Raw genomic sequence first — 13,271 nt, 5'->3', positions numbered from 1 at the left:
TCTCCATCGAAACCGGTGATCAGACAAGGGACGAGACCTGCTCCCTGTTCCAGAATTCCTATTGGCAGATGCGGTAATCACCTTTGCGTTCGCGCATATCGACGTGAAGGTGATCCCCATGGGCCGCATCGGAGCCAGGCCCGAGCACCGTCGTGAAGATCGGGCAGGCCCCAGCCCGAACGGCTGCCTGGAAGGCGGCTTCCGGCGAACCGTCCGCATGTGTTCCGATGGTCAGCGCCGAGCGCTTGGCGAATTCGAAGCCCATGATGTCGAGACCGTTCCCAAAGGCGTGTTCACTCAGCTTCGCCCCGGAACGCTGATTGCGGCACTGGTAGGAGGTCCCGATGAGAATCTTGGTCGGCTTGGTCTGGAAATGCCGATCCGCCTCGGCGAGAAGGACCTCGCGGGTCCATTTGGCAAGGCTTTCCGCAGCCGAACACGTCATGAGGGAGGCAGGCGAAACCGCAACGTCATCCGGCAGCGACGAGACAAGGACTGGCCCCTTGATGCTGCACGCGTTCTCCTGAACGGCGGGCCGCGTCTCGAAACGTACACCAAGTTTCGTGAGACGGTCGGCGCATTCCCGCGCGGCCTTGGCGCTCTCCTCCGATTCCGCGTCCGTTTGAGTTGGAGCGGTGGATGCCCCCTGGTTGGCCTGGGGCTCCATTGGGGCCGGGGTCCGGTCGGGCCGTGGGGGCGGCAGTGGTGGTCCTGACGCGTCTTCTGCGGCGTGAAGTGACGTGAACGCCAGCATCGGGGCGAACAGAATACCGACCCAGCTCGCTTTTCTGCGTGGGTCCAGTCGCATAAAGCCTCCCAGGGCAATGGCTCAGTTTCGGTAGGAATAACCCTCTGCGGGTATGGCCCGTTCCCTCTCCGGAACCTGAACAGGCATCCACCGAACCCATTGACCGAAAAGTTACGAGACTGATCCCTGGTCATCCTGCCTCGGGGACGTTAGCATTCAGGCAATAGGCCCATGGAAGGACAGACAATGCTGCGTGCACTCTCCCTCGCCATCCTGATGACCGCCGCTACGGCCGCGACGCCGACCTTCGCGGCGAACACCTCCGACGACGCCGTCCTGGCCCAGCAACAGCAGAGATCAGCCCCTCAGCAGACCCCCAGGCGGGACTGCGAAAAGAACCAGGACGGGATCAGCTGACGATCTCCGCCAGCCCTTCCGTTTACCAGCGCTCTGAACATTGAAGTCGCGCCCATCGTTCCTCGTCGGGCGCGATGCGGTCATGCGCGCGCGAGCACCATGCAATCGAGCACCGCTCCATAGTGACAGGCGGCCGCGATGAGCACGAAGGCGTGCCAGATCGCATTCTGGAAGCGCAGGCGCTCCCAAAGATGAAAGATCACGCCGGTCGTGTAGAAGATGCCGCCTGCCGCAAGGAGCCAAAAGGTGGAGCTGGGCAACGTACCGAACAGGGATTCGAACACGACGATTCCGCTCCAGCCTGAAAGGAGATAGAGGCCGATCGAGACCCGATCGAACCGACCTGGGAAGCGCAGCTTCAGGACGATTCCCACCAAGGACATGGTCCAAATGCAAGCCAACATGGCCATTGCCTCGGCGCTTGCCTTCATTTGGGTGATGAAGGGCGTATAGGTTCCGGCGATCAGAAGGTAGATGGCCGAATGGTCGAACCGGCGCAGCATCCATTTGACCGGAGAGACGGGCCAGAGATTGTAAAGCGCTGAAACGGTCAGCACCGTCAGCAGGCCGCCGCCATAGATCAGAACCGACGTCAGTTCCCAGGGCCCGACCGTCCGGGCGGTGGCAAGGAACAGCGCGGTGACGGCGACAACCCCGAATACGATGCCCAATCCGTGAACGATGCCGTCGGCCAGGATCTCCCCTTTGTCGTAATCCCACCTCAAGATCGTCTCTCCACGGTTCTCCCGATGGTTCTAGGGGAACGCCGCTCCACGTCCAGGATCATAAGGTCGCGCTTGAGGACCATGCCCTTCGCCCGAGATTCCAAAGAATTTTGACGAAACGCCGCTTTGCGCGTCCTTTGAGGGTAGCGGCGGAGGCTCAGGGCGCACGAACACCTTTTCTCGGATTAAGCCTTGCAAAAGCCATTCTTGGCGGGCAAGGTCCGAAAATCGACTTTGGCCGAACAATCGGGCCGTTACGCCTTGGCATGCCAGGCGCACGTTCAGACGCTCTCCCAAACATCGACGAACCGAGTTCGCGGTCACGCTTACTGCGTGGCTTCGCCCTCACGTGCACTGACGCATTGCTAAGGATTACCCCATGAATACGGGCACCGTTAAGTTCTACAACGATCAAAAAGGCTTCGGCTTCATCCAGCCTGACAACGGCGACAAGGACGTGTTCGTCCATGCGACCGCTCTTGAGCGCGCTGGCATGCGCGGCCTCGTCGAAGGCCAGAAGGTGGCTTTCGACACGGCTGAAGACCGCCGCTCGGGCAAGATCGCCGTCAACAACATTCAGACGGCCTAAGCCAGACGATCTGGCGCGCCCCTTTCGCGCCATTGATTCGAGGCCGTGCCCACGGGCGCGGCCTTTCGCCTTTGAGTAAGTGGCCAGCCGCGTGCGGGCATTCGGCTATAAAACTCCAACGCACGCATTTGTTCGCAGTGTTTCTGACAGTCCTTGGAAGGAAAGAATTTGCAAGTTCTCGTACGCGACAACAACGTCGATCAGGCCCTCCGGGTTCTCAAGAAGAAGATGCAACGTGAAGGCATCCTCCGCGAGATGAAGCAGAGAAGAGCCTACGAGAAGCCATCGGAAAAGAAGATGCGCGAGAAGGGCGAAGCCGTCCGCCGCGCAAGGAAGCTGGCTCGCAAGCAGGCCATCCGGGACGGGCTGATCGCGGCTCCCAAGCCGAAGCCGCGTTTTGCCGGCGGCGGACGTGGTGGCCCTGGGCGTGGTCCCGGCACCAGCCCCCGCCCAGCCGCTCAACCGGCAGAGGCCGTGAAGGCCTAAAACGAGCCGTTGCGCTCGGATCTAGCAGTATTTCCGCCGCGCGGCATCGCGCGGCGTCGATGATCGCTGGTGGAGTCTCCGCTCGCATTGGAAGCGGCGGACGATCGGCAGAAGACGCCTTGCCGGACCGTGGCTCTTGCCATCGGGGAGCGAGACCGTAGGATGAGTTCCAAGCGCCGCAGACAGGCGCGGGAAACGTCCAGCCCCATGTCCACAGCAACGACTCCTCCAGCCGTTTCGCTTCGCAACGTCGCCATCACCTTCGGGGACGGGGGCAGCGGCTACACGGCTGTGCAGGCCATCGACCTTGCGGCGAAGCCCGGCGAGTTCATTGCCATCGTGGGACCGACCGGCTGCGGCAAGTCCACCCTGCTCAACGCGTCCGCGGGACTGCTCAAGCCCTCCGACGGTCAAGTGGAGATCTTCGGCGCGCCGCTCCTCGGCCTCAATGCCAGGGCGGGGTATCTCTTCCAGCAGGACGCGCTGATGCCGTGGAAGACAGCGCTTCAGAACGTCGCCGTCGCCCTGGAGCCGAAAGGCGTGAGCCGCAGGGAGGCAGACCAGAAGGCGCGCGAGTGGCTGCGCCGGTTGGGTCTGGCCGCCTTCGTCGATCGCTATCCGCACATGCTCTCGGGCGGGCAGAGAAAGCGCGTCGCCCTGGCCCAGATGCTGATCCGGGACCCTGAAATTCTTCTGATGGACGAACCTTTCGGCCCTCTCGACGCGCAGACCCGGCAGATCATGGGCAACCTGCTGCTCGATCTCTGGGCCGCCAATCGCAAGGCCGTGCTCTTCGTCACCCACGATCTGGAGGAGGCGATCTCCCTCGCCGACCGAGTGGTTGTCATGTCGGCCGGCCCCGCCGCCGGCATCATCGGCGAGTTCCCGGTCACGCTGCCGCGCCCGCGCGACATCGCCGAGGTGCGCCTCGACCCGGCCTTCCATCACATCCACAAGGAAATCTGGGCAAGCCTACGCACCGAAGTGCAGAAGGCCTACGCCCAGGGAGAAGGAGCCTCAGCATGAAGCGGTTGAAGCTGACCCTCCTTCAGATCGCGGTGGGCATTGGCTTTCTGGTCCTGTGGCATGTCCTGACCGCCTACCCGATTCTGGCTCCCACCAGACAGACGCAGTTCTTCTTCTCGACTCCCATCGAGGTGCTGGCGCGGGTCTGGAAGGAGTTCGCCTCCGGCGAGATCTGGCGGCATCTCGGCATCACGCTTCTGGAGACGATCCTGGCTTTCGCATTCGGGGCCGGCGGCGGTATCCTGTTCGGGTTCCTGTTCGCCCGGCGGGCATTGCTCGCCGCCGTGTTCGATCCATACATCAAGGCCGCCAATGCCCTGCCCCGCGTGGTGCTCGCGCCGATCTTCGCCCTGTGGTTCGGCCTCGGCATCTGGTCGAAGGTGGCCCTTGGATTTACGCTGGTCTTCTTCATCGTGTTCTTCAACGTGTACCAGGGCGTGCGCGAGGTGAACCCGGTGGTGCTCGCCAATGCCAGGATGCTCGGCATGAACGAGCGCCAGCTCCTGCGCCACGTCTATTGGCCCGCCGCGCTGACCTGGATGTTCTCGTCCCTGCACACCTCGGTGGGCTTTGCCCTCGTGGGCGCGGTGGTGGGCGAGTACCTGGGGTCCTCGGCGGGGCTCGGTTACAAGATCCACGAGGCGGAAAGCGTGTTCGACGTCACCGGCGTCTTTGCCGGCATGGTGATCTTGTCCGTCTTCGTGATCCTCATCGACATGGTCGTGACATTCATCGAAAGGCGACTGCTGGTCTGGCGTCCGGCCCCATCGACAAACGGGCAGGGTTAGGCAATCCTTCGCTGCCACAACACTGCATCCAAGCAGGGAGATTAGGATGGAACGCCGTACATTTCTCATCGGAACAGGCGCGGCCGCCCTGGCTGCGGGCATTGCTCCGAACGCCTTCGCCCAGGCCAAGCCCGAGAAGAGCAAGGTGACGCTGGGCGTCGGCGGCAAGCCGCTGCTTTATTACCTGCCGCTGACGATCGCCGAGAGGAAGGGCTACTTCAAGGAGGAGGGCCTCGAGGTCGAGATCAACGATTTCGGCGGCGGAGCCAAGTCGCTCCAGGCGCTGATCGGCGGATCGGTCGACGTGGTGACGGGCGCTTACGAGCACACGATCCGCATGCAGGCGAAGGGCCAGGACGTTCGCGCCATCACGGAGCTCGGCCGCTTCCCGGCCATCGTGATCGCCGTCAAGAAGGACAAGGCGGACAAGATCAAGTCCGCAGCCGATTTCAAGGGCCTCAAAATCGGCGTGACGGCCCCGGGCTCGTCCACTGCGCTCATGGCGCAGTACGCCATGGTGAAAGCGGGACTGAAGCCCTCGGACGCTGCCATCATCGGCGTCGGTTCGGGCGCGAGCGGCGTGGCCGCCATGCAGAAGGGCGAGATCGACATCATTTCGCACCTCGATCCCGTGATCGCCAAGCTAGAATCCGACGGGGACATCGTGGTGCTCATCGACACCCGTACGGAAGCCGGCACGCGGGCGCTGTTCGGCGGCTCCAACCCGGCCGCGACGCTCTACAGCAAGAAGGATTTCATCGACGCCAACCCGGTGACGACCCAGCGCCTCGTTAACGCCTTCGTGAAGTCGCTCAAGTGTCTCCAGACGGCCAAGCCGGAAGACGTCGCCGACACGGTCCCGCCCGAATATCACCTGGGCGACAAGGCGCTCTACATCAAGGCGGTGCAGAACTCCCTTGAGAGCTATTCCCGCACCGGCATCGTACCGCCGGACGGAATGACGAGCGTCATGGACATGCTCAAGCAGCTCGACCCGGAACTGAAGGACGCCAAGATCGACCTCGCGGCGACATTCGACGACCGCTTCGTCAAGAAAGCGTCAAGCTAAGGCTGCCAATGCATCGGTCATCCCGGGTTCCGCTCTCGCGGCCCCGGGATGACCGTGGGGAGACAGGCCGCGATAGATGCCTTAGGCGAGCGTGAAGGGCTCGTGCACGGCCGACTGGACCGATACACCCAAAACCGCGCCGCCTCCAGCGACATAGTCCCAGACCCCAATCACCGTGGCGCCGACCGAATGGTGCGGCGTCGGCATCGGCAGAGATTGCGCCTCGGCCCGGCCCTCGTCTGAACCATCATGCGGGCCGCGTCGTTGTGCCGTGGAGGCGGCGATAGAGCCGGCTCTGGGATCGGCGCATGGAATTAACCGGAAAACAGCGCATCGGCGCGAAGCGAACGTGATGGGTCTCAGCCGCATCATGACGAACCTGAGGGACGCGCTCGTCGGCATCCTGCGCGTTGCCGGCCGGCCTGTCCGGAGGGCGCAGGGCGAGAGGGGCGTGGTTCTCGAACCCTATCGCGGATACGGGTCCAGGGATGAGGTTTTCTTGATCGGCCGGGTGTTCCGCCAGTCGCAGGCCGATCCGGGAGCAGAGCGGCGAGACCTTCTCGAAAACATGCGCGACATCAGCCGGCGCATCGTGCGCCGCGCCGTGCCGGGCGCGGTCGTGACAGCGCGGTTCTATGGTGCGGAAGAAGCCTTCACCACCGACCGGGATGGGTATTTCAGGGTCCATTTGTCCCCGGTCGATGCGCCGGCAACCGATCGCCCGTGGCATACGATGGAGTTGTCGCTGGAGCAGCCGCAACCGGTTCAGGCCCAGGCTCAAATCTTCATTCCTCCTCCCAGCTGCCGGTATGTGGTCATCAGCGACATCGACGACACCGTCATGCGCACCGGGGTCGCCAACAAGCTCAAGATGCTCTGGCGGCTTTTCGTTCAGGATGCCGAGAGCCGCATCGCCTTCCCGGGCGTCGGGGCCTTGTACCGCGCACTCCATGATGGGGCGTCCGGCCAGCAGGAAAACCCCATGCTCTACGTCTCGCGGGCGCCGTGGGGCATTTACGATGTGCTCGAGGAGTTCTTCAGGCTCCATGCCATCCCGGTGGGCCCAATCCTGTTTCTGCGGGAATGGGGCGTCTCGTGGAAGAGCCCCCTGCCCCGCAAGGCCGAAGACCATAAGCGCGAGCTGATCCACAACATGCTGGCGCTCTACAAGGACCTGCCGTTCATTCTCATCGGCGACAGCGGGCAGCACGATCCCGAGATCTACCGGCAGATCGTCGATGAGCATCCGGGCCGGGTGCTGGCGGTCTATATCAGGAACGTTTCGCGCAGCTCCTCGCGGGTCACGGAGATCGAAGAGCTGGCCAAGGCCGTTGCCCGGGTCGGCAGCACCCTGTTGCTGGCGGCCGACAGCGTCGCAATGGCGGAGCACGCAGTGAAGCTCGGCCTTGTCCCGCCGGAGACCATATCGGAGGTCAAGAGCGAGAAAGCTGCCGATGCCGGCGGGACGGCACAGCCGACGACGCGGCGCATCGAGCGCTCCACGAAGGGAGAGACCGTGGAGGCGGTCTCACAAGGCGAGCTGAAGGACATTCTTGAGACAGGGCCAGGAACAACACCGCCGAGCGTCGTCGTCGAACCCGCTGCGCGCGGCTCGCAGCACGGCCCTGACAAGGAAGGGACCTAGCCCGGCGGAGCTTGCCTCAGTGCCCACATAAAGCGCGACACCATCCTGAGGAGCGAAGCGTCTCGATGGATGAGGGCTGCGTAGACGCTTCTCCTTGGTGAACCAGCCTCTCAGGAACGGTCAAGGCCTTAAACGGTCAGGATCCAACAGGCGGGTGTCGAGTTGTCTTCCAGTAAACTTGACTGGAAGGTTACCCATATGGCCGACCCGGCCCCGCCTCCGGTGCAGCCGGCTTCGCCTACTGCCCATTCCCCGATCCTTACCGCAGGCGGCATCGTCCTGGCGATTGGCGGGCTCTATTTCGGCCGCGATATTTTCATCCCGTTCGCCCTGGCCATTCTGCTCAGCTTTGCGCTGACGCCTCTTGTGAACTGGCTCAGACGGCTGAAGCTTCCGCGGATCGCGGCCGTGCTGGTCGCGGTGACCCTCGCGTTCATCCTGATCGGCGGGGTTGCCTATGTGGTCGGGCGCCAGGTCGTCCAGCTCGCCAACAATCTGCCAAGTTATCAGACCACCATCACGGAAAAGATTCGCTCCCTGCAGAGCTCTGCCCCGGGGGGCGGGGTCGTGGACCGGGTCACGACGACGATCCAGGACCTCAGCAAGGAAATCTCCGGGGAAGATAAGCCCCAGGAGCAGCCCAGCCGGACCCTGGGCGGCGGCACCGCCCCACAGGAGCCCGTCACCGTCAGGCTTGAACGCGCCGAGGCCAAGCCCCTGGAAATCATCCAGACTGTCGTGGGTCCGCTCCTTGCGCCGCTCGCTACGGCGGGACTCGTGATCATCTTCGTGATCTTCGTTCTGCTTGAGCGTGAAGACCTACGAGACCGCTTCATCAAGCTTGCGGGAGCGGGCGACCTCCAGAAGAGCACGCAGGCGCTCAACGACGCGGCCAGCCGCGTGAGCCGCTATCTCCTGATGCAGCTTGTGGTGAACCTGACCTACGGCGTGCCGATTGGCCTTGCCCTTTACTTCATCGGCGTTCCCAACGCCGTGCTTTGGGGGCTGCTTGCAGCCGTGCTCCGCTTCGTGCCCTATCTGGGCCCGTTCCTGGCCGCGCTCTTTCCCATAGCGCTCGCCTTCGCGGTGGATCCCGGCTGGTCGATGCTGCTGTGGGTCGTTGGTCTGTTTCTTTTGGCCGAGCTCATCAGCAACAATGTGGTCGAGCCGTGGCTTTACGGCTCCAGCACAGGCCTCTCATCCCTTGCGATCATCATGGCGGCGATCTTCTGGACCACCCTGTGGGGACCCGTCGGATTGTTCCTGGCGACGCCGCTCACGGTCTGTCTCGTGGTGATCGGCCGCTATGTGCCGCGTCTCGAGTTCCTCGGCGTCCTCCTCGGCAGCGATCCCGTTCTGGCTCCCGAGGAGCGGCTCTACCAACGTCTTCTTGCCGGGAACCTGGAAGAGGCCGTCGAGATGGCGGAGGACTATGTGGACGAGCATTCCTCCCGCGAGTTCTACGACCACGTAGGCCTGCCGGCCCTCCGCCTGGCCGAGAACGACCGTCAGCGCAGCACGACGGACACCAATTACCGCCGTCAGGTGGCGACCACCGCCACCTGCGTGGTGCAGGAGGTGGCGGATCACGTCCGCGAAAAGGAACCGAAAGCGGACGATGCGGACGACGCGGAAGATTCCGGCCAAGTCCTGCCCCGCACGTCGGGCACGCCGGTTCTGTGCATTGCCGGCCGCACGGAACTCGACCGGGCCGCCGCCGAAATGCTGGCGCAGGTGCTGGAGGAGAAGGATATCGGCGCGCGGGTGCTGCCCCCGATCTCCGTCACGGAAGGCGCTTTGGGGCAGCTCGACATCTCCGGTGTGGAAGTTGTCTGCTTGTCTTATCTCCATCCTCAGCCGCAGGTGTTCGCCCGCTATATCTGCCGCCGCCTGCGGCGGCGCGCACCACACCTGAAGCTCATCGTATGCTGCTGGAACCTGCCGTCTCACACCGGTCAGATGGAGGACACGACACGGCAGATGGGGGCCGACGCGGTGATGGTTTCCCTCGACGCCTGTGTGAATCAGGTGAATGCGTGGGTGTCCCACGAGATGGCCGTCGGCGAGACGGCTCCGCCAGTTCTGGACAACGAGCACGAGCGGCTTGCTGCGCTGCGCGAACTCGGCCTCACGTCGGCGCGCGGCAATCAGTTCGACGCAGTGGCCAAAAGGGTGGCTCAAGCGTTCGACGCTCCCATCGCCCTCGTGTCGCTGATGGAGGACGAGCACCAACCCCTGCCCGCCGCACCAAGCGCGTCGGCTGATCCCGCTGCGGCCCGTCAAAGCCCCCGTGAAGAATCCATCTGCGGCCATGTGGTTGCGGCGGAGGGCGTGATGGTGTCCGAGGACGTGACCAAGGACGACCGCTTCGCCGACAACCCGCTCGTGCTCGAAAAGGGCATCCGCTTCTACGCCGGCGCTCCCCTGCGAACTTCGGCCGGGCTGGTCGTCGGCTCTCTGTGCGTCATCGACACGGAACCTCGTCAATTCTCCGAAGCCGATCGCCACCGGCTTCAGGAGATGGCGGACGACCTGATGGCGGAGATCGAAAGCAGGCCCAAATCAGCCACCGCCTGAGACCTAGGCCCTCGCCCAACCTCGACCGGCCATGATACTCTTCGGATCGAAGAGGCAGATATGGCACGCCCTCATGAGCCAGAACGCCGGCTGACGGGCCTCGTCGAACGACGGCAGGTCACGGCCCTCGCCTATGACCTCGTCGGATCGACCCCGCTCGCGGAGAGACTCGATCCCGAGGAGCTGCGTGAAATCCTCCAGGCCTTTCACCAGGTGTGCACCGCGGCGGTCGAGGAATACGGCGGGAGGGTCAATCTTTATGCCGGCGACGGCGGGATGGCCTTTTTCGGCTATCCCATCACCTATGAGAACGGAGCCGAGCGGGCCATACGCGCAGGGTTGGCCATCACGGCGCGCTGCGGCGAGCTGTCCCCCACTATCAAGGGCGCAGGCGTCAAGCTTCACGTCCGCGTGGGGATTGCGACCGGACGGGTAGTCGCCGGCGAATTATCCGGCGACGGCCATGGCCGTCGCGAGGTCGTGGGGATCGCCCCTCACCTAGCAAGCCGCCTCCAGGCCGCAGCGGCCCCGAACACGGTTCTCGTCGCGGAATCCACCCGCAGTCTAGTCGGCACCCTCTTCCGCTTCGGGCCAGGGCGGGCGCTGGCGCTCGCAGGCTTTTCCCAGCCTCAACAGGCTTTCGCGGCCCTGCGCGAGCGCAGGCAGAAGTCCCGTTTCGAAGGAGCGCGATCCGGAACAGATACCCCGCTTCTGTCACGCGATGCCGAGGTATCGCTCATTCTCGACCGGTGGGATTCCGCCAGACACGGGCGGGGACAGGCCGTTGTCGTGACGGGAGAAGCTGGACTTGGCAAGTCGCGGCTCGCCGCCTCCGTCCGCGCAAGTCTCGCCGACGAGGCGACTTATGCTTGGGTGTTTCAATGCTCGCCGCTCCACATGGCCACCCCGCTGTATCCTGTCGCCGCATTGCTCGAGCGAGTGCTGCTGATGCGGCCCGACAAATATCCGAGCATCCCTGAGGCTCGTCTCAACCGGCTCCTGGCGGAAGCAGTACCGCCCTATCCTGAGGCGGCCCCATACTTCGCAAACCTCCTGCCACATGTCCCATCGAGTCATGAGGCGCCTCCGCCGTCCACACCGGAACAACTCAAGGAGGACACCTTTTCGGCACTGCTGGAGTTTACGGCGCGATTGTCAGCGCGCGGCCCCATGCTCATCATTGTCGAGGACGCACAATGGATTGATCCGACGTCCCTGGAGCTCCTGCGACGCCTGATGGACCGTCTCGCCGAACTTCCAGTGTTAATGATTGTCACGACAAGGTCTGGTCCGTTTCTTCGCGACGTCGACCCGGAGGCTATTACTCGGATCGAGCTCGCACCGCTATCCGAGGCCGCCGCGGCAATGCTCGTTGGGCATATGGCAGGACCAGTGGATCTGCCCCGCGAGCAGGTCCGACATATCGTCGATCGCGCGGAGGGCAATCCGTTCTTCCTCGAAGAGCTGACGCGGACGGTGCTGGCATCCGCAACTGCGGATAGCCCTGATCAGCGGTCGGAATGGGCCGTGGAAATTCCACGAACATTGTCGGACATGTTAACCGCGCGCCTCGATCAGTCGGGACGAGGCAAGCAAGTCGCGCAAATCGCCAGCGCAATCGGACGCTCCTTCTCCCTCATCCTGCTTCAAAAGGCAGCCGATCTGGATGCCGCTACTCTTGGAAAGGAAGTGAGACGGCTGATCACCCAAGGTCTTCTGACCTTCGACGCGCACCTGCCCCAGCCGGTCTTCGCCTTCCGGCATGCGCTCCTGCAGGTCTGCGCCTATGACAGCATGCTGAAGGCCCGAAGACAGGCGGTCCACCAACGCATCGCGGAAGTTCTCGAAGCCGATTTCCAAGACTCGTCGGAAGCGGCGTCCGAGATTCTCGCTCGCCATCTGGCAGAGGCCGGGCTCCCGCGCGAGGCGATAGCGAAACTGCGGATCGCCGGCCAAAACGCGGCCTTGCGGCCTGCGAATGTCGAGGCGGTCCACCTGCTGCAACGGGCCCTTGCCCTGTGCGCCGAGTTGGCCCCAGGCCCGCAGCGGGACGAGACCGAGCTGGACATCCGCCTGGCCTTGGGACCACTGCTCATCACCACCGCCGGACCGGGCGCGCCCGAGGTCCAGGATAACTACCAGGGGGCGGTTTCCCTGTGCGAAGGCATGTCTCCGGATTCGCGCCATTTCACGGCGCACTGGGGCTGGTGGCGGACCGCGCCCGACTTCACAATCATGCGGCAGCGGGCTGATCGGCTGTCGCACGTTGCCCTCAGCATCTCCGATCCGCATCTGAAGTTGCAGGCTCATCACTGCCAGTGGGCAACGCTCTTCATGCTGGGAGAGCAGAAGCATTGCTGCGAGCATATCCGCGAGGGCCTCGACCTTTACGACGCCGCTGAACATGGTACCGACGCCATTCTGTACGGCGGGCACGACCCCAAGGTCTGCGCCCTCGGCGAGAAGGCGCTCTCGCTCTGGATTCAAGGCTTTCCAAGCCGGGCAGCCGCGGTCATCAAGTCATGCGCCCGTCACGCGGCTCAACTCGATCACTTGGCGAGCCGGAGCCATTTCGAAGAAGCTGAAATCAACCTGCTTCATTACTTCGGCGATGTGGAAAGAGTGGCCGACAGGGCACGGCGCATGAACCGACTCGCGCGGGGGCTGGGATTTCGAGACGTCGAGGCCAAGGCGGAAATCTTCGGCGGGTGGGCCATGGCTTTTGCTGGGAATCCGGCAGGCGGAAGCGACCTGATCGAGCATGGGCTCGCGACCCAGAGAATGATCGGCACGCAAGAGGACTTTCCGGCCTATCTTGAAATGCTGGCCGATGTTCATGGCCTCGCGGGAGAGCACGCACGCGGTCTCGACGTCATCGACGAAGCGGTCGCAATCGCCGAGGAGACAGGCCTCCAGTATTGGTCCGCTGAACTTCACCGCCGGCGAGGCGAGCTTCTCTTGGCCCTCGGGCGGACCGCCGATGCCCTCGCGGCCTTCGATAAGGCTCTCGCGGTTGCCTCCGCGCAATCCGCCCATTCGCTGTTCCTCCGCGCCGCGACAAGCAAGACGGCCTTGCTGGCGCAAAGCGGCGAGCGCTCCGCCGGCTCCACCCTCCTCAAGGGCGCGATTGGATCCTTGCCGGAAGCCGCCGCAACCCAGGACCGGAACCGGGCAACCCGTGTCCTGGATCGGCTGCGGTGA

At 63.7% G+C, this 13,271-nt stretch carries 12 protein-coding genes; 9 read left to right on the top strand and 3 right to left on the bottom strand.

Translation table 11 applies throughout. From position 1 onward, the window contains the following. Positions 1-58: 58 nt before the first annotated feature. The gene (locus DRB19_RS05250; RefSeq protein WP_114184989.1) at positions 59-808 is read right to left on the bottom strand and encodes an extensin-like domain-containing protein; all 750 of its coding nucleotides are present in this window, start codon (positions 806-808) and stop codon (positions 59-61) included. A gap of 186 nt (positions 809-994) precedes the next feature. Between DRB19_RS05250 and DRB19_RS29765 the strand changes: the two genes are divergently transcribed. Beyond that, the gene (locus tag DRB19_RS29765; protein ID WP_162815593.1) at positions 995-1,165 is read left to right on the top strand and encodes a hypothetical protein; all 171 of its coding nucleotides are present in this window, start codon (positions 995-997) and stop codon (positions 1,163-1,165) included. 80 nt (positions 1,166-1,245) lie between these two features. On the opposite strand, the gene trhA is transcribed toward DRB19_RS29765, so the two are convergent. Next, positions 1,246-1,890 carry a PAQR family membrane homeostasis protein TrhA gene (trhA, locus tag DRB19_RS05245; RefSeq protein WP_245439285.1) on the bottom strand — a complete coding sequence of 215 codons (645 nt, stop codon included), beginning with the start codon at positions 1,888-1,890 and terminating at the stop codon, positions 1,246-1,248. Between the two features lie 379 nt (positions 1,891-2,269). Here trhA and DRB19_RS05240 point away from each other — a divergent pair, with 379 nt between their 5' ends. The 5 genes from DRB19_RS05240 to DRB19_RS05220 all read left to right on the top strand — a co-directional run bounded on the left by DRB19_RS05240 (position 2,270) and on the right by DRB19_RS05220 (position 5,848). After that, positions 2,270-2,479, top strand: a complete 210-nt coding sequence (locus DRB19_RS05240) for a cold-shock protein (protein WP_114184987.1) — start codon at positions 2,270-2,272, stop codon at positions 2,477-2,479. A gap of 168 nt (positions 2,480-2,647) precedes the next feature. After that, complete coding sequence (rpsU, locus tag DRB19_RS05235; RefSeq protein ID WP_114184986.1) at positions 2,648-2,965, top strand: 30S ribosomal protein S21; 318 nt, start codon at positions 2,648-2,650, stop codon at positions 2,963-2,965. A gap of 207 nt (positions 2,966-3,172) precedes the next feature. After that, a complete protein-coding gene (locus tag DRB19_RS05230) occupies positions 3,173-3,991 on the top strand; it encodes an ABC transporter ATP-binding protein (RefSeq protein ID WP_162815592.1) in 819 nt (272 codons plus the stop codon). Further along, positions 3,988-4,779: an ABC transporter permease gene (locus DRB19_RS05225; protein WP_114184984.1), complete on the top strand. Its 792-nt coding sequence runs from the start codon at positions 3,988-3,990 to the stop codon at positions 4,777-4,779. Before DRB19_RS05230 ends, DRB19_RS05225 begins: the two co-directional genes overlap by 4 nt. Positions 4,780-4,825: 46 nt before the next feature. Continuing rightward, positions 4,826-5,848, top strand: coding sequence for an ABC transporter substrate-binding protein (locus DRB19_RS05220; protein WP_114184983.1), 1,023 nt, complete (start codon positions 4,826-4,828; stop codon positions 5,846-5,848). Between the two features lie 81 nt (positions 5,849-5,929). Here the strand turns inward: DRB19_RS05220 and DRB19_RS31455 are convergent, their stop codons facing one another. Then, complete coding sequence (locus tag DRB19_RS31455) at positions 5,930-6,055, bottom strand: hypothetical protein (protein ID WP_276330599.1); 126 nt, start codon at positions 6,053-6,055, stop codon at positions 5,930-5,932. A 145-nt stretch (positions 6,056-6,200) separates the two neighbouring features. Between DRB19_RS31455 and DRB19_RS05210 the strand changes: the two genes are divergently transcribed. The 3 genes from DRB19_RS05210 (at position 6,201) to DRB19_RS05200 (ending at position 13,271) form a co-directional block, all read left to right on the top strand. After that, complete coding sequence (locus DRB19_RS05210; RefSeq protein WP_114184982.1) at positions 6,201-7,493, top strand: App1 family protein; 1,293 nt, start codon at positions 6,201-6,203, stop codon at positions 7,491-7,493. A gap of 198 nt (positions 7,494-7,691) precedes the next feature. Next, positions 7,692-10,070, top strand: coding sequence for an AI-2E family transporter (locus DRB19_RS05205; protein WP_114184981.1), 2,379 nt, complete (start codon positions 7,692-7,694; stop codon positions 10,068-10,070). A 60-nt stretch (positions 10,071-10,130) separates the two neighbouring features. Further along, a complete protein-coding gene (locus DRB19_RS05200; RefSeq protein WP_114184980.1) occupies positions 10,131-13,271 on the top strand; it encodes an ATP-binding protein in 3,141 nt (1,046 codons plus the stop codon).

The organism is Microvirga aerophila (assembly GCF_003332305.1).
Lineage (GTDB): Bacteria > Pseudomonadota > Alphaproteobacteria > Rhizobiales > Beijerinckiaceae > Microvirga > Microvirga aerophila.
The sequence above is the reverse complement of the archived record's forward strand: the minus strand, read 5'-3'. Positions and strand labels throughout refer to the sequence as shown.